The sequence below is a fragment of the Leucobacter insecticola genome (assembly GCF_011382965.1).
Lineage (GTDB): Bacteria > Actinomycetota > Actinomycetes > Actinomycetales > Microbacteriaceae > Leucobacter > Leucobacter insecticola.
In genome coordinates this window covers 87807-103645 of sequence record NZ_CP049934.1, presented here as the reverse complement: position 1 = coordinate 103645, position 15839 = coordinate 87807, and the positions used below count along the sequence as shown (strand labels likewise).

The 15839-nt window shown below is 62.7% G+C and carries 15 protein-coding genes, 1 tRNA gene and 1 pseudogene; 13 read left to right on the top strand and 4 right to left on the bottom strand.

Annotated elements, in window-relative coordinates:
• Positions 1-32: 32 nt before the first annotated feature.
• Together G7067_RS00480 and G7067_RS00475 are read right to left on the bottom strand one after the other, a co-directional pair.
• Positions 33-1820: a helicase-associated domain-containing protein gene (locus G7067_RS00480; RefSeq protein WP_166321230.1), complete on the bottom strand. Its 1788-nt coding sequence runs from the start codon at positions 1818-1820 to the stop codon at positions 33-35.
• A 14-nt stretch (positions 1821-1834) separates the two neighbouring features.
• Positions 1835-2101: a hypothetical protein gene (locus G7067_RS00475; protein WP_244301152.1), complete on the bottom strand. Its 267-nt coding sequence runs from the start codon at positions 2099-2101 to the stop codon at positions 1835-1837.
• A gap of 145 nt (positions 2102-2246) precedes the next feature.
• On the opposite strand from G7067_RS00475, the gene G7067_RS00470 reads away from it, so the two are divergent.
• Complete coding sequence (locus G7067_RS00470) at positions 2247-2624, top strand: cold-shock protein (protein WP_166325528.1); 378 nt, start codon at positions 2247-2249, stop codon at positions 2622-2624.
• Positions 2617-3231 (top strand): DUF3027 domain-containing protein, encoded by a 615-nt coding sequence (locus G7067_RS00465; protein ID WP_166321226.1) that lies wholly within the window; start codon positions 2617-2619, stop codon positions 3229-3231. The genes G7067_RS00470 and G7067_RS00465 overlap by 8 nt, the downstream gene beginning before the upstream one ends.
• A gap of 164 nt (positions 3232-3395) precedes the next feature.
• Here G7067_RS00465 and serC read toward each other — a convergent pair whose 3' ends face one another.
• Positions 3396-4514, bottom strand: coding sequence for a phosphoserine transaminase (gene serC / locus G7067_RS00460; RefSeq protein WP_166321224.1), 1119 nt, complete (start codon positions 4512-4514; stop codon positions 3396-3398).
• An 83-nt stretch (positions 4515-4597) separates the two neighbouring features.
• Here serC and G7067_RS00455 point away from each other — a divergent pair, with 83 nt between their 5' ends.
• The 9 genes and pseudogenes from G7067_RS00455 to G7067_RS00415 all read left to right on the top strand — a co-directional run bounded on the left by G7067_RS00455 (position 4598) and on the right by G7067_RS00415 (position 14039).
• A complete protein-coding gene (locus G7067_RS00455; protein ID WP_166321222.1) occupies positions 4598-5290 on the top strand; it encodes an iron-dependent transcriptional repressor DtxR in 693 nt (230 codons plus the stop codon).
• A gap of 68 nt (positions 5291-5358) precedes the next feature.
• Positions 5359-6711 carry an NADP-specific glutamate dehydrogenase gene (gdhA, locus tag G7067_RS00450; RefSeq protein ID WP_166321220.1) on the top strand — a complete coding sequence of 451 codons (1353 nt, stop codon included), beginning with the start codon at positions 5359-5361 and terminating at the stop codon, positions 6709-6711.
• A 264-nt stretch (positions 6712-6975) separates the two neighbouring features.
• Positions 6976-7668 (top strand): hypothetical protein, encoded by a 693-nt coding sequence (locus tag G7067_RS00445; protein WP_166321218.1) that lies wholly within the window; start codon positions 6976-6978, stop codon positions 7666-7668.
• 199 nt (positions 7669-7867) lie between these two features.
• Positions 7868-7940, top strand: a tRNA-Arg gene (locus G7067_RS00440).
• A gap of 170 nt (positions 7941-8110) precedes the next feature.
• Complete coding sequence (locus tag G7067_RS00435) at positions 8111-9277, top strand: acyl-CoA dehydrogenase family protein (RefSeq protein WP_166321216.1); 1167 nt, start codon at positions 8111-8113, stop codon at positions 9275-9277.
• A 51-nt stretch (positions 9278-9328) separates the two neighbouring features.
• Positions 9329-10105, top strand: coding sequence for an electron transfer flavoprotein subunit beta/FixA family protein (locus G7067_RS00430; RefSeq protein WP_166321214.1), 777 nt, complete (start codon positions 9329-9331; stop codon positions 10103-10105).
• Between the two features lie 14 nt (positions 10106-10119).
• Positions 10120-11082, top strand: coding sequence for an electron transfer flavoprotein subunit alpha/FixB family protein (locus G7067_RS00425; protein WP_166321212.1), 963 nt, complete (start codon positions 10120-10122; stop codon positions 11080-11082).
• A gap of 4 nt (positions 11083-11086) precedes the next feature.
• Complete coding sequence (locus tag G7067_RS00420) at positions 11087-12742, top strand: cytochrome b/b6 domain-containing protein (protein WP_166321210.1); 1656 nt, start codon at positions 11087-11089, stop codon at positions 12740-12742.
• A gap of 103 nt (positions 12743-12845) precedes the next feature.
• Positions 12846-14039: pseudogene (locus G7067_RS00415) on the top strand (acyl-CoA dehydrogenase family protein).
• On the opposite strand, the gene G7067_RS00410 reads toward G7067_RS00415, so the two are convergent.
• The gene (locus G7067_RS00410; protein ID WP_205881161.1) at positions 14014-14757 is read right to left on the bottom strand and encodes a hypothetical protein; all 744 of its coding nucleotides are present in this window, start codon (positions 14755-14757) and stop codon (positions 14014-14016) included. The pseudogene G7067_RS00415 and the gene G7067_RS00410 overlap by 26 nt on opposite strands.
• Positions 14758-15036: 279 nt before the next feature.
• Between G7067_RS00410 and G7067_RS00405 the strand changes: the two genes are divergently transcribed.
• Positions 15037-15564: a CYTH domain-containing protein gene (locus tag G7067_RS00405; RefSeq protein ID WP_166321208.1), complete on the top strand. Its 528-nt coding sequence runs from the start codon at positions 15037-15039 to the stop codon at positions 15562-15564.
• Positions 15561-15818, top strand: a complete 258-nt coding sequence (locus tag G7067_RS00400) for an HPP family protein (RefSeq protein WP_166321206.1) — start codon at positions 15561-15563, stop codon at positions 15816-15818. The genes G7067_RS00405 and G7067_RS00400 overlap by 4 nt, the downstream gene beginning before the upstream one ends.
• The last annotated feature ends 21 nt before the right edge of the window (positions 15819-15839 follow it).

The following is a 15839-nucleotide window of genomic DNA, read 5'->3' as shown; positions in this document are numbered from 1 at the left end:
TGTTCACAGCGACTCGACATTGGAGATCATGCTTACGGGGAGCGTGCGTTCCATGCCGGCAGCCTGATCCGTCGCCCGGAGTCGCCCGTTGCTGAGAGAAACCGGGAGGAGCGTGAAAGTGTGAGTTTGCCCTCTGGCCTCGGCAGTGACTCGCACCGTGGCCCGATCCCGAATCGCGAGTTCCAGAAGCCTCGTGAAGTCGCCCGCCCCGGTTCCGACCGCGCCGCGAGGTACACCCGCTCGATGGCGGCAGTGAGCTCTGGGGAGAGATCGGCGTTGGGCGGTGCTGGCGTCTCTTCAGCGGCTTCACCGGCGCGTTGTGCAGCCGTCGAGAAAGTGGGAGTTCTGGCCGTCTCGGCCATTGCAGGGTAGCGGGCATCGCTGAGCGCGGCGACAACGTGCTCGCGGCGCAGTCTTGAATAGAGCACCCCGGGTTCCGTCGGGCTTGGGGTGAACTGGGCGTGCTGCAGACTCCGATCTACAAGGATCGTCTGTCGCATTTCGGGCCGGGAAACTGTGACGCGAGTGCGACCCTCGTCGCCGAGGTGTTCAGAGACGACCACACTACCGACACGCCCGGCGAACGCGGTCAGTAGGTAGTCGAGCGGCTGGGGGATCCCCGTCAGGGAGAGCCGCTCGAAGGTCGCCCGTGCGGACTCCGCCGTCACACCGCCCTTTTCGCTCCCACCGTGCTCGATCGCATCAGCGAGCGATGCTTCGGTGACGCGGCGTGTGGTGGCGACGCCGATGTGCTCGGGGCGCGAAAGAGAGGCAATTTCTGCTTCGTCCTGGGGGTCGAGCGGGCCGGGGATCACCACGCTCAGATCGGGTTGCACATAGATGCCTGGCGCAACCCCTGGAAGGTCGGCAATGATCTGCTCGCTAGAAACGGAGTTGTCCTGGGCAAGCAGAGCCGATGCCTGCGGGCTGAGAACACCGGTCACTGTGAGGCCGAGATACTCCGCAGTCTGCGCAAAATCGACCGCCGCAGCGATATCAGACGCGGGCAGAAGCGGATACACCCGCGGAAGGTGCTCAATTGCGACAGAAACATCGGCACGGCTGGCAGGGAGAACACTGCGCAGGGGCGACGGCATCGCGTCGAGGGTGGCGCGCGCCAGGAAGAGCCAGCGCTCGCCGTAGTTGCTTGCAAGCCATTCGGGGGCCTTCTCCGTACAGCGAAGCAGCTGGCTGGACCTGGCCGACCAGATGAGACGGGCCTGTTCGAGAGCCCCCAGTGCCCGCGAAACCTGCGCAGGTTCAACGCTCGTGACCTCAGAGAGAATCCGCACCGCCGCTACCGCGATGGCACCGTTCCGGTTCAGCCTGCCCGGGCGCTCACGAAGCACTCGAAGGATTTCGGCCGATTGACTGACCGCAGTGACAGCGGATGCGAACCAGGTGCTGGTGTCAGCGTCATGCTCACGCGGCAGAGGATCCTGAAGCTGTGTGCGCAGCGAATCCGGGGTGACTCCTGCCGCGGTGAGGCCTTGCCGGAGGGCGGACGTGACTTCTGGAAGCGCGACCGGCGTATCGCCATCGATCCCGATCAGTCCGATTCGGGAAAGAGTGTCGAGTACCTCAGCGTCGATATGCGCTGGATTTCCGGCTTCGTCGAGGCCAAGCAGCGCTGCGAGGTGGGTGCGATCAAGCGGTGCGAGTGTGCGCGTGATCGATTCGGATCGCAGCAACTCTGATGCTAAGCCGATCGGGTCGGTGACGTTAGCGGCGGCCTGGGGGCGTCGCAACTGAACCAGGGCGGTGAGAGTGGGGCGATCCATCACTGCGATAGCCGAGGCGAGAGCGAGGGTGCCACTCATGATCATGATCTCCGTTACCGTTGTTGGCTTTTGCGGAACTCGCGACGGCGGCGGACTTGGCTAACGATCAGCAGCGCAATCAGCAGGAGAAATCCGATGGGGAGTCCGATGATGGAGATGCCATAGACAATCGGCCCGAAGCCCGTGGCGACAACCTCGCGGTCGTTCAAACCCACGATGAGCGTCACAAAGAATGACAGCAGCGCGATCGCGATAATGGATAGCGACGTGAAGGCGAGAATTCGCTCGAGCAACGACGAAGAACTGGATTCGGTGGACATCCTCTCCATTTTACAGGGTGTATGCCCGCGCTGAAGGTGAGGAACAAACGGTAGACTCGGGTGGATACGCGAAAACCTAGATTCTGTTGTGCGCAGAATCGATCGCGCACAGTGATTTCGCTTGAACAACGGAGAGGGACGAGGCATGCCGAACGGCAAGGTCAGGTTCTACGACGAAGACAAAGGCTTTGGTTTTATTCAGGGCGACGATGGGCAGCAGGTGTACCTGCACGCCTCAGTGGTGCCGGAAGGCGCTGAGGTGCAGTCGGGCACCCGGCTGGAGTACAGCGTGGCTGATGGGCGCCGTGGTCCGCAAGCTCTTTCGGTGCGCGTGCTCGACACCCCGCGCATCGCGAAACGGAACCGGAAGTCGGCCGACGAGATGGCGATCATCATTGAGGATCTCGTGAAGCTTCTCGATGGGCTTGGTGAGCGGCTGAAGAACGGGCAGTACCCTGAGCGGGCTCAGTCCCGAAACGTCGCGACGATGCTGCGTCGCGTGGCAGATGATTTTGATGTCTGACTCTCAAGCGGGGCCACCAGCGGAGCTGCAAGCGGATTTGAAGGCCGAGGAGATCATGCCGGATCAAGTGCTTCTCGAATCGCGCGAGGTGGCTCGCGCCGCGCTGAGTGAGATTACCGATGCCCAGACCATCGGTGTGGATGACGGCCACGAGGTACACGGCGAGCATGTTCTCAGCCTGTTCTTCGAATGCCGCCTGCCCGGGTATCCGGGATGGCGATGGGCGGCAACCCTGGCTCGGGTCGACGAGGATTCACCGGTCAACGTGCTTGAGGTTGAACTCTTGCCCGGTGCGGGTGCAGTGGTCGCCCCCGAGTGGGTGCCGTGGTCGGAGCGCCTGGCGCGGTATCGTGAAACCCAGGCGCGGCAGGCGGCCGACGAGGTTGCTTTTGCCGAGGCGGCAGCGCTGGAACTGCAGGATGACGACGACGATCTGCTCGACGACGATGACCTGCTCGACGATGACATCCTTGACAACGACTTCAGTGACTTCGACGACGATTTTGCCGGCGTCGACGTTGACGCCGCGGGTGACGCAGTGGCGGGCGCGGATGTGGACGACGAAGACGACCCCGACTCCGACGAGGATGACTCGGACGACGAGTAGCATCCCTCCCACCGCCGCTTGAGCGAACGCAGTGAGTCGAAACCAAGATGAGCGCTACCTTGGTTTCGATACTTCGACTCGCTGCGCTCGCTCAGTACGGCGCTCGCAAGCTCGCTCAACCGGCGGAAGGGGGTTCGCTCAATCGGCGGAAGGGGCAAGCCCTACTAAGCCAGGCGCTCCAGCACGTAGTCGATCGCGGGGGTGAGCGCGCGCACATCGGCCGGATCGATCGCGGTGAAGGTTGCGATGCGCAGCTGGTTGCGGCCGAGCTTGCGGTAGGGCTCGGTATCCACGATCCCGTTTGCGCGGAGCGCCTTCGAGATTGCCGCGGCATCGATCGAGTCGTCAAAGTCGATCGTCACGACCACCTGTGAGCGGTGATCCGGGTTCGTGACGAACGGCGTAGCGACCGAGCAGCGATCCGCCCACTCGTACAACACCCCGGAGGATTCTGCGGTACGTGCCGCCGCCCACGACAGCCCACCCTGCTCGTTGATCCAGCGCACTTGCTCGTCCATCATTGCGAGCGTCGCGAGTGCCGGGGTATTGAGCGTCTGATCCTTGCGGGAATTCTCGATCGCGCCAGCAAGATTCAGCGTCTCCGGGATGTAGCGCCCGGATCCTGCCACCCGCTCGATGCGCTCGATGGCCGCGGGCGAGACCAGCGCAAACCACAGCCCGCCGTCGGAAGCAAAGTTCTTTTGAGGAGAGAAGTAGTAGACATCGACCTCGCTCGCGTCGAAGTCGATCCCGCCCGCACCGCTGGTTGCGTCTACGACCGTGAGCGATCCCGGATCGCCCGCGACCCGTCGCACCTCGGCCATGACGCCGGTCGAGGTTTCGTTGTGGGGGTAGGCGTACACGTCGACTCCGGCGAGCGCGGCCGCTTCGGAACGCGATCCGGGCTCTGCCGCTCGCACATCCGGGTTCTCAAGGAACGGGGCAGCCTCGGCAGCCTTTGCAAACTTCGCGCCGAACTCCCCAAAGGTCAGGTGCTGGCTGCGCTTCTCGATGAGCGAGTGCACCGCCGAGTCCCAAAACGTGGTCGCGCCTCCGTTGGCGAGCAAGATCTCGTAACCCTCGGGTGCACGAAACAGCTCGGAAAGCCCAGATCGCACGCTGCCGACAAGATTCTTGACGGGTGCCTGCCGGTGTGAGGTGCCGAGAACATGGGGCTGCAGGGAAGCAAGGAAATCGAGCTGCTCGCCTCGCACCTTGGACGGGCCGCAGCCGAATCGTCCGTCTTGGGGAAGGAGGTCAGCTGGAATCACAATGTCGGCCATGAGAGATATTCTAACGGCGTGTGACCTGCCGGCTTGACGCGGGCGGTAGGCTGGGACAGTCATAAGGACGGGAAAGGATGGCGATGGCGGATCTGATCGATACGACGGAGATGTATCTTCGAACGATCCTTGAGCTTGAGGAAGAGGGCATCGTCCCTCTGCGCGCCCGAATCTCTGAGCGTCTCAATCACTCAGGCCCGACCGTTTCCCAGACCGTTGGACGTATGGAGCGTGACGGCCTCGTTGTGGTGACCGATGATCGCCGCTTGGAACTCACGCCTGAGGGTCGTACCAAGTCCGTGAATGTGATGCGCAAACACCGTCTTGCCGAGCGTTTGCTCGCCGATGTGATCGGACTCGAGTGGGAGTATGTTCACGAGGAGGCGTGCCGTTGGGAGCATGTCATGAGCGAGAGGGTCGAGCGAAAACTTCTGAGCATTCTCGACCACCCGACGGAGTCGCCATACGGAAACCCGATCCCGGGGCTTGAGGATCTTGGTTCCAGAGTTGCAGGATCCTTCCAATCAGAAGTTGTGGGGATCGGTGAGCTGCTCGTCGACCCGGAGCGCACGGTCACAGCGCGGATCCGCCGTCTTGCAGAACCCGCTCAGGTAGATCCCGAGCTGCTGAGCCAGCTCGCCACTGCCGGAGTGAAGCCCGGAAACACCGCGGCTTTCATGAAGCGGGGAGACTTCGTGCACATTGAAGCCGAAGGCTACCCAGAGGCGATTGAACTTCCGACGGAGATCGCCGCACATATTTTCGTCTCACCCTGAGACATCTCTCGCGCTGCCAACAGCTTTTGCGCGGATCACGATGGAGTTGAACACCGAGGAGATCGACGTTGACACTGCCCACCCCTGAAGCCCATCTGCGCGCGGTCGCAGAGATTGTTGAACACCGTAGCCAGGGCGAGGCCGAGTTCCTGCAGTCCGTGCACGAAGTGCTTGGCACGCTGACCCCGGTGCTCGCGGAGCACCCGGATTTTATTGAGGCCGGGATCCTGGATCGCCTCGTTGAGCCCGAAAGGCAGCTGATTTTCCGTGTGCCCTGGACGGACGACGACAATCGAGTGCGGGTCAATCGCGGCTTCCGCGTGCAGTTCAACTCTGCCCTCGGGCCGTTTAAGGGAGGCCTGCGATTCCACCCGACGGTGAATCTCTCTGTGATCAAGTTCTTGGGTTTTGAGCAGATCTTTAAGAATGCACTCACCTCGCAGCGGATTGGCGCGGGTAAGGGTGGCTCGGATTTCGACCCGAGCGGCAAGAGCGACGCCGAGGTCATGCGTTTTTGCCAGAGCTTCATGATGGAGCTTGTGCACCACATCGGCGAGGACACCGATGTGCCCGCGGGCGATATTGGTGTGGGCGCGCGCGAGATCGGCTACCTATTCGGACAGTACCGCCGCATCACCCAGCGCTACGAGTCAGGTGTGTTCACCGGCAAGGGTGTCGGCTGGGGCGGCGCTGAGGGGCGCACAGAGGCAACCGGGTACGGGGCCGTGTTCTTCGCGGAGGAGATGCTGCAGCGTGCGGGCCGCGGGATTGAGGGGTTGCGGGCGGTCGTTTCGGGATCCGGCAATGTTGCGACCTACGCGATTGAGAAGATCCACCAGCTTGGTGGAACCGCGATTACCGCGTCTGATTCCAGCGGATACATTGTGGATGAAGCAGGAATAGACCTCGCCCTCCTGAAGCAAATCAAAGAGGTGGAACGGGCGCGTATTTCTGAGTATGCCGAGCGGCGCTCAGGATCACACTTTGTCGCAGGCGGCTCAGTGTGGGATGTGCCTGGCCAAGTCGCTCTTCCCTGTGCAACGCAGAATGAACTCAACGAGGATCACGCGCGCAAGCTTGTTGCCGGGGGCGTGCTCGCCGTTGCTGAGGGTGCGAACATGCCGACGACGCCAGCGGGGATCGAGATCTTTCAACAGGCGGGCGTGCTGTTTGGGCCGGGCAAGGCCGCAAATGCCGGTGGTGTTGCCACTTCCGCGCTCGAGATGAGCCAGAATGCGGCCCGCTCTCGGTGGGATCGCGAGAAGAGCGAGTCTCGACTGCACGACATCATGCGTGATGTGCACGAGGCGAGCTATGTTGCCTCTGAACGCTACGGGCGGCCCGGGGACTATGTGCTCGGTGCGAACTCTGCGGCGTTTGTGACGGTTGCGCAGGCGATGCTCGAGCAAGGCGTCATCTAGCACAGCCGTCGCCGGTTGAGTGAGCGCAGCCCCCGCCGGTTGAGTGAGCGCAGCGAGTCAAAACCAAGAAAGCAACGAGTTCTCTCGATATCGAGAGAATCGAACCTTCAAGTAACATTGAAACTTGTTGAATTCCCGCCGAGTTCGTGGCAGTTGTGACCTGAGCGTGACATTCTCGTGATATTCGGCTACTCTTAAAAAGTCGCGGCTCACAGGGGCCGCTGTTGCTTGTACACAGATCGAAAACGTTAGGCAGAGTAACTCGTGGCTTACAACCCCAGTACTGAAGTAGCGGTAACACTCGGCTCGTCGAAACCTACTTCGGTAAAGGTGAAGCGCTTTGCTCAGATGACTGGTGCTGCCGTCATCAGCCTCGGCATGGTCGGCGTTTTCTCGATCCCGGCCTACGCCGTCATTCCCGATGACGGTACTGTGCCTGATGGATTCATTACCAATACTCAGACCCTGGACACGGTGGTCGCTGCTGATCTGGTTCTGCCTTTGGATGCTCCCAGCGGTGAAGTTGATTCAGCCATTCTCGCTCAGGAAAAGGCGGACGCAGAAGCTGCTGCTGCCGCTGCCGCTTCTAAGGCAGCTGAGCAAAACCGCGCTCGTACCTCAGCCCCCATCGGCTCAGGTGTTGCTGTGCACGGCGGATGGGGCGGTACGACACGTCTTGGGCCTATTGCGCCCGCTGGCGAGTCAGGCCTCACTGTCGTTCGCTTCACTAACGGAGACGCGATCGTTGCCCAGGCTTTGAGTGAACTTGGTGTGAATCAGGACTGCACCGCTCTCGTGGAGCACTCCCTTCGCGCAGCCGGACACCCGGCCGGAGATCTTGGCACGCAGGTGTATGAATACACCAACCTTGGTGGCGTGGTAGTGGCTGATGGGTCCTTCCTCCCCGGAGACATTTTGGTCTTCCCTGGCCAGCACGTTGCCGTGTACAAGGGGTAACAGGCTTAAGCTGTGAAGCCCGGTTCGCTTTTGCGAGCCGGGCTTTTTTGCTGCTCTCTCCTGTTCCTCGTCGAGAATGCACTATCTCGACGAGAATGCACCCTACCGACGCACGGGCGCTGGCTTCTCGTCGAGATACTGCGTTCTCGACAGTGCGCAGCCGTGCGCTAGACTCTCAGGGGTCGCAAATGCGGCCCCCGCCTTGGTAGCTCAGTGGATAGAGCACTTCTCTCCTAAAGAAGGTGTCGGAGGTTCGATTCCTCTCCAGGGCACTCATTCCCAAACCTTTATCCTGCATAGCGTTGCCGTGATTCTGTTTGAACCTAAACCGGGGGAGCGGCCTGCGGACGCGCCTGTTTGTAGATACCACACACTCCACCAGCGCTCAGTTCGGAGACAACCCATAATGGGTAGTGTGAATTGAAGAGCGGAAGGAAGTGCAATGCAGCGCGACATTTTTAATGAGGATCACGACGCGTTTCGCGAGATGGTCAAAGAATTTATCAAGCGGTACGTGACGCCTGAGAAGCAGCGGCAGTGGGACGAAGACGGCGAAGTCGATCGTGCCACCATGCTGGCAGCGGGCGAGCACGGCATCATCGGGCTCTCGGTGCCCGAGGAGTTCGGCGGCGCGGGAATGCTGATGGACTATCGTTTCCGCAGCGTCGTCATGGAAGAGCTGATTCGTGCGGGGGCGGGATCCTCACTCGCCGGAGCCGCGGGCATTCAAGACGACTTGGCGATCCCCTACATCGCCCACTTCGGTACCGATGCGCAGAAGCAGAAGTACCTCCCGGGCATGGCGACTGGTGAAATCCTCGGCGCGCTCGCAATGACAGAGCCAGGTGCGGGAAGTGACCTGCGGGCGGTGATGACGACCGCGAAGAAGGTTGACGGCGGCTACATCGTCAACGGCGCAAAGACCTTTATTTCAAGCGGCAAGACCGCTGACATGATCGTGACGTTCGTGAAGACCGGCGAGGGGAACCGCCCCGACGCATTCAGCCTGATCGTCATCGAAAAGGGTATGGACGGCTTCGACCAGAGCAAAACCCTGCACAAGATGGGCTTCCAAGGTCACGACACCGCGGAGCTGAGCTTTACCGACGTCTTCGTGCCCGAAGAGAACCTGATCGGTGGGGCTGAAGGTCACGGCTTCGTCCAGTTGATGAAGAACCTGCCGCTCGAACGTCTTTCCATCGGCGTCGCGGGCGCGGCGGTCGGCCAGGCGGCGCTCGAGTGGACCCTCGACTACACGAAGAGCCGCGAGGCATTCGGGCAGCCGGTCGCTGATTTCCAGAACACGCGGTTCCGTCTCGCAGACATGGCGACCACCGTTGACGTGATGTGGGCCTTCATCGATCGGGCCATGAAACTCTACGAGAAGGGGCAGCTCAGCCCCGAAGAAGCGGCCAAAGTGAAGTTCTGGTGCACCGAACGCGAATGGGAGATTCTCGACCAGGGTGTGCAACTGCATGGGGGATACGGGTACATTATGGAGTACCCGATTGCTCGCGCGTTCCTTGACGCTCGGGTCCACCGGATTTACGGCGGTACCAACGAAGTGATGCGCGAGATTGTTGCGCGCGCCGTCACCGGCCGCAAGTGACATTCGGAAAAACGACAATCCAATACGCATGAGTGAGGGTGGAGCCCATCAATGAAGATCGCCGTACTCGTCAAAGAAGTGCCTGACACCTACGGAGAACGCACCTTGAACCTGGAGACGGGTTTGGCTGAGCGCGGTGCATCGGAAAACGTCACGGATGAGATCAACGAGCGTGCTCTCGAGGTGGCGTTGACCTACGCCGAGGCTAACGAGGGCACTGAGGTATCCGTGCTGACCGTTGCGCCCGAGGGGGCGACGGCTTCGATTCGCAAATGCCTCGCAATGGGAGCAGGATCGGCCACGCACGTCGTCGACGAGGGGCTCACAGGCGCAGATCTCGGGCTCACGGCAGAGGTGATCGCGGCAGCTCTCAAGCGCACCGGCTTCGATCTGATCATCGCGGGCAACCAGTCAACCGATGGTATGGGTGGCGTGTTGCCTGCGATGATCGCCGAGTTGCTTGACGTGCCAAACATCACCAACCTGAGCGAGGTTAAGATTTCGGCCGACGGTGTCTCGGGAGTGCGCGCCTCGGATGATGCGACGGTGCAGGTCTCTGCGCCGTTGCCGGCCGTCGTCTCGGTGACCGAGGCGCTCCCCGACGCCCGCTTCCCAAACTTCAAGGGGATCATGGCGGCGAAGAAGAAGCCACTTGAGGTGCTTTCACTCGCAGACCTCGGGATCGACGCCGAAGACATGTCTGCCTCACGGGCGATCATGCTCGGGATCACCCAGCGGCCACCCCGCGCTGCCGGAATCAAGATTACCGACGAGGGCGATGCTGCTGCGCAGCTGGCTGCCTTCCTGGTCAAGAACCACCTGGTGTAGGGAGGGGCACAGACATGAGTTTTGCTGCTGATTCAATTTTGGTGCTGCTCGACACCACCGCCGAGGGGCACCTCGCAAAGTCCTCGGCTGCGCTGTTGGGCGCGGCTGCAGCGGTCGGTACACCCGTCGCGCTGGTGCTCGGAAGCGAGGCCGCCGCGGCGGCCGCGGCCGAACTGGGCGCAACTACCGTGCTGCGCGCGGAGCCCGCCGCCACGCTTACGCTTGCGATAACGGACGCGCTCGCCGCCGCGGCCGCCCTCGTGCAGCCCGACGCGATCCTCGTCTCTCACTCCGTTGAGGGGCGCGAAGCCGCAGCGCGATTCGCCGCCCGTACACGTTCAGGGTTGATCGTGGACGCAATAGATGTTGCTCGTGACGATCGGGGGATAATCGCGAGCAACTCCTCTTACGGCGGGGCGTACAACGTCTCGTCTGCCGTAACCTGGGGTGCGCCGGTGATTGCCGTGCGGCAGGGCGTCATCGAGGCGCGTGCGGCCGCTCAGCCCGCAAACATCGTTGAGCTGACGGTCACTGCAAGTGGTAAACCCGCCGCGACTCTGGGAACCGTCGAGGTCGCCGAAAGCGGTGGCGAACGGCCAGAGCTTCGTGGCGCCGCCAAAGTGGTTTCGGGTGGGCGTGGGCTCGGCTCCAAAGAAAAGTTCGAGCTCGTGGAGCAGCTTGCCGATGCGCTGGGTGCGGCAGTCGGTGCCTCCCGCGCTGCCGTCGATGCCGGTTTTGTGCCGCAGTCATTCCAGGTGGGACAGACCGGGGTGCAGGTATCGCCGAACCTCTACATTGCGCTCGGGATCTCGGGAGCGATCCAGCACCTCGCCGGCATGCAAACCGCAAAAACGATCGTGGCGATCAACAAGGATGGCGATTCGCCGATCTTCGGCATCGCCGATTTTGGCATCGTCGGGGATCTCTTTACTGTCGTGCCACAGCTGATTACTGAGATCGAGAAAGCAAAGGCGTAAGCTCGTGGCGACTTACCAGCGGACCATTCGGCGGGGCCTGCCTCGCGTCGCGGGTGGCGAGCCGTGGCCCAGTGTCATTCCGTCGATTGAGCAAGCGGAGCGCGTCGAAACCGTGCCCGCTCAGGACGCTCCCGTTCCGTTGATTGAGCAAGCGGAGCAAGTCGAAATCACAGATACTCAAGACGGCATCGCAGCGGTGGCCCCAGCTGTCGGCCCAGCGGTAACGTTGCGGCGTGGCCTGCCTCGCGTGGCAGGTGGTGAGCCGTGGCCCAACGCCACCCCGTCGATTGAGCAAGCGGAGCGCGTCGAAACCACGGATACTCAAGACGCTCCCGCCCCTGCCGTCCCCACGCCGCCGATTGAGCGAGTGGAGCGAGTCGAAATCAAGCCCGCTGACGCCACCGTCCCCGCCGCTCCGCCCTCGACCCAACAGGGCGTTGCCGTCGAGACGGTGTCCGAAGAAGTGCCCCTGCGCCGTGGACTGCCGCGTGTTGCGGGTGGGGATCCCTGGCCAATCGCCGAGACCGCCACGGTGCAGCGTGTCGTCGCTGCATCCCCTCCAGTCATTCCGGAGGAAGCTGCGTCTGTCTCTCCCGTCGTTCCGAGGGAATCTGCCGCCGTCGCTCCTGACGGAGTGGGCGAAGCGCCCGCTGCGACTCCGGCAGCAACAGAGCCTGCTGCCGCCTCTGCCCCGGCGGCTCAGACACCGGCAACACCGGCAACACCTGCGAAACCGGCGAAACCGGTGCGTGAGCCGCGCATGATCGGATCGCGTCCGCTGACGCAGTGGGTGAAGTGGGGCGTGTGGGGCGTCATTGGCGCGATCATCGCAGCCGGCGTCGTCGTGCTTGCAGCCCGCGGAGTGACCACGCTGCCGGGTGTGCCGGAGTTCGTCGAGAAGTACCCGGGCGAGTACCGCATTCCCGACGTGGCCGAGCCGGGCTTCCCAGCCTGGGCGCGCTGGACTCACTTCCTCAACATTTTCCTGATGGTGCTCATCATTCGCTCGGGGTTGCAGGTGCGGCAGCAGCAGAAGCCACCCGCATTCTGGACCCCCAAAAAGGGCGGCAAGAAGATCAGCATCAACCTCTGGCTGCACACGTCGCTCGATTTGCTGTGGATGCTGAACGGTGTCGTGTTCATCGTGCTGCTGTTTGTGTCGGGCCATTGGGCACGCATTGTGCCGACCTCGTGGGAGGTTTTTCCCAATGCCGCTTCGGCGCTGCTGCAGTATCTGACGCTTGACTGGCCGACCGAGAATGGCTGGGTGAATTACAACTCGCTGCAACAGCTGATGTACTTCCTGGTCGTGTTCGTTGCTGCGCCGCTTGCGATCCTTACGGGCGTGCGCATGAGCGAATGGTGGCCGGGGAAAGCCGAGAAGCTGAACAAGATCTACCCGGCGCCTGTGGCTCGGGCGATCCACTTCCCGACGATGCTGTTCTTCGTGCTGTTCATCCTGATCCACGTCTTCCTCGTGCTGTCGACCGGCGCGCTTCGCAACCTCAACCACATGTTTGCGGGCAGCGATGCGCTCAACTGGGTCGGCTTCTGGTGGTTCGCCGGTGGGATCTTCGTGACCGTTGCCGCGGTGTTCCTTGCGCGGCCACTGATTCTCGCCCCAATAGCATCTTTGACCGGTAAGGTCAGCAACCGCTAGGCAAAAGTGACAATTCCTCCGCGGCCGGAAATGTTACGGTTTGGGGGAGCTGCGCTTCGTAGCCAGCGGTGCGGCACCAACCCCAGACATCAGGAGTGGAATGATGAGCCAGTTCGATCCCACAAAACTTCCCGCGCTGAACCCCGCGGATCCCGCCTCCCTCGACGACCTCCTCACCGAGGACGAAAAGATGATTCGCGCCTCCGTGCGCCAGATGCTCGATAAGAGCGTCGAACCGCACATCGCGGAGTGGTTCGAGAAGGGGGAGATCCCGAACATTCGCGAACTCACCAAAGAACTCGGCTCGCTCGGCCTTCTCGGAATGCACCTCGAAGGCTATGGCTGCGCCGGCATGACGGCGACCGAATACGGCATCGCCTGCCTTGAGCTTGAGGCAACCGACTCGGGGCTGCGGTCGCTGGTATCGGTGCAGGGGTCGCTCGCCATGTTTGCCATCTGGCGCTGGGGATCCGAGGAACAGAAGCAGCAGTGGCTGCCGGGCATGGCCGCGGGTGAACTGATCGGTTGCTTCGGGCTGACCGAGCCGGATGCGGGTTCGGATCCCGGCAGCATGACGACGAAGGCCCGCCGCGACGGCGACGACTGGATCCTCGACGGTCGCAAGATGTGGATCTCGAATGCCCCTACGCCGACGTGGCCGTTGTGTGGGCGATGACCGAAGAGGGCATCCGAGGCTTCATTGTGCCCGCTGGCACCCCGGCTTCTCCGCCCCCGAGATTAAGCACAAGCTGTCGCTTCGCGCCTCCGCCACCGGCGAACTCGTGCTCGACGGGGTCCGTCTGCCCCCCTCGGCGATGCTGCCGGAAGCTCGCGGGCTCAAGGGGCCGCTCGCCTGCCTCAACGAAGCCCGCTACGGGATCGTCTGGGGTGCGATGGGCGCAGCGCGTTCAAGTCTTGAGGCGGCCCGGCAATACTCGATCGACCGCATCCAGTTCGGCAAGCCGATTGGTGCCTTCCAGCTGACGCAGCAGAAGCTCGCCGACATGTCGCTCGAATACATCAAGGGTACCTACTCGCGGTGCACCTTGGGCGACGCAAGGACGCAAACCAGCTCCGTCCCGAGCAGGTCAGCATCGGCAAGCTCAACAATGTCCGCGAGGCGATTGAGATCTGCCGCACCTCACGCACGATCCTGGGCGCAAACGGCATTTCGCTCGAGTATCCCGTGATCCGGCACCAGAACAACCTCGAGTCGGTGCTCACCTACGAGGGCACGGTTGAGATGCACACGCTCGTGCTGGGCCAGGTTCTCACCGGCGAGCAGGCCTTCCGCTAGTGTCCTGTGTCGCAAGTTGCTTTGCAGATCCCGGCACTCCGGTGGATGCAGCGCGAGGCGGAGGAGTGAGGCGATGCCGTTGCATCGTCGAGTGACGACAACGACGCGATGCGCCGCCGGAGTGCCGGGATATGTGAAGCGAATTTGCGACACGGGACACTAGGGGCGGACTGAAACTCGCGGTGTCAGCTCGCGCCGAGGGCGGATCTGTGAGGAGTTCAACGCGGTCCGCGAGAAAGGTCGCGAGCGTCGGGGCGCCGTCGAGGGATGCCCCCGGGCGCCAGCGCACGCGGATCTCGCCGTCGGTGAAGCCGATCGGCGAATCGGGATCCTGGGCGCGCGCGGCCTCTGCGAGGGGAAGCAGGATCGCACCGTAGTTCACGGCGGTGCCGATCGGATAGCCACCTCGAAGAGCCGCGGCCGCAATCTCTCGCCGCTCTTCGCGCGAGTTTGACTGGTAGCCGGGGCGGCCACGCTCGGCGGATCGGGTCGCGGATCCTGCTCCGTAAAGGGATCCCGAGCCGTCGAGCAGCAGCGCACCGAGCCGCCATACCTCGCCGAGGGGCAACATCGTGGCGGGTTTGGTTCGCAGGAACGCGCGCCGCGGCGGAACATACTCGGCGAGGGCCTCGCGAGGCACGCTCGCCCGAGTGAGCGCGGTGACAGACTCAGCGCAGGCCCGCGCGCCGCGCTCGACCGCTTCTTCCCAAATATCCACGCGGCCAGTGTATTAGCGAGATGAAGATCCGCCGTGCTTGCTCGCGATATCGGCGACGAAATTTTAGACCTATCAGCGTGGCCTCTAAGCTGGCAATGTGGAGAACCAAATTGCAGTGGAATCATTGGAGATCGAACGCAAATACGAGGTCGACCTTGCGGCGACGCTGCCGCACGGTGAGGCGTTTGCGATGATCGGCCTGCATGCTGCCGCTCCCGCGGTGCATGAATTGGAGGCAATCTACTTCGATACCCCGAAGGAGATCTTGCTCGGCTGCGCATGGCGCTTCGTGTGCGCAGTGGCGGCAAAGACCCCGGGTGGCACCTCAAGAAGAAGAGCGACCGCGGAAACAAGGAGACGCTGTGGCCGGCGTCAGACACGATGCCGGACGCCGTGGTGGCGGTGATCCACGAGCACCTTGGACCCGCCGCGGCCAAGCTGGCGCCGATCGCCGAGCTGCACACCTCGCGCACTGTGGTGCGCCTGCGCGACGCGAACGGCCTCGAAGTGGTTGAGCTTGCAGATGATCGGGTGCGCGCCCGTTCGCATCGCACTGGAGTCCGCCGTGCCTGGCGCGAGTGGGAAGCCGAGTTGCTTCCCGACGCCGATGCCGAGCTCCTCGACCGCATCGAACCTGTGCTGCTGGCGGCGGGAGCGGCCCCGTCGTTTAGCCCGGCGAAGATCGCGCGCGCGATGGGCCGGCTCGTCGGCATCGCAGAGGCGCGGGGCGCGTCCGCCGAGCAGCTTGCCGCGCTTCGGGCCCTCGACGAGGCCGATCAGGAAGCGGCGCGTAGGCTGGGGGCATGAGCAAGAAGCCAGACCCGCAGCGCAATAAGAAGGGCACCGGCAAGAACCAGGAGGTGTCTCCCGAAGCCCGACGCAAGCAGATCATTGTCGGCGCCGTCATGGGGGCGATCATGGGGGTGGTGCTGAGCGTGCTCACCACCTTCTGGCTGTGGCTGCCGGCCGGTGTCGCCTTTGGCTTTGCGGTGGGGGCGATCATGAAGCCCCGACTGAGGATCCCAAGCGCAAACGCTAGCGTGGCCGCACTTGCCGCGTAGCCACGCACCAAATGTCAGCGG

Excerpts from the sequence above, each read along its gene's own strand:
- G7067_RS00480 (WP_166321230.1), bottom strand. The coding sequence starts at position 1,820 with ATGAGTGGCACCCTCGCTCTCGCCTCGGCTATCGCAGTGATGGATCGC.
- G7067_RS00475 (WP_244301152.1), bottom strand. The coding sequence starts at position 2,101 with ATGTCCACCGAATCCAGTTCTTCGTCGTTGCTCGAGCGAATTCTCGCC.
- G7067_RS00470 (WP_166325528.1), top strand. The coding sequence starts at position 2,247 with ATGCCGAACGGCAAGGTCAGGTTCTACGACGAAGACAAAGGCTTTGGT.
- G7067_RS00465 (WP_166321226.1), top strand. The coding sequence starts at position 2,617 with ATGTCTGACTCTCAAGCGGGGCCACCAGCGGAGCTGCAAGCGGATTTG.
- serC (WP_166321224.1), bottom strand. The coding sequence starts at position 4,514 with ATGGCCGACATTGTGATTCCAGCTGACCTCCTTCCCCAAGACGGACGA.
- G7067_RS00455 (WP_166321222.1), top strand. The coding sequence starts at position 4,598 with ATGGCGGATCTGATCGATACGACGGAGATGTATCTTCGAACGATCCTT.
- G7067_RS00435 (WP_166321216.1), top strand. The coding sequence starts at position 8,111 with ATGCAGCGCGACATTTTTAATGAGGATCACGACGCGTTTCGCGAGATG.
- G7067_RS00430 (WP_166321214.1), top strand. The coding sequence starts at position 9,329 with ATGAAGATCGCCGTACTCGTCAAAGAAGTGCCTGACACCTACGGAGAA.
- G7067_RS00425 (WP_166321212.1), top strand. The coding sequence starts at position 10,120 with ATGAGTTTTGCTGCTGATTCAATTTTGGTGCTGCTCGACACCACCGCC.
- G7067_RS00405 (WP_166321208.1), top strand. The coding sequence starts at position 15,037 with ATGGCGCTTCGTGTGCGCAGTGGCGGCAAAGACCCCGGGTGGCACCTC.
- G7067_RS00400 (WP_166321206.1), top strand. The coding sequence starts at position 15,561 with ATGAGCAAGAAGCCAGACCCGCAGCGCAATAAGAAGGGCACCGGCAAG.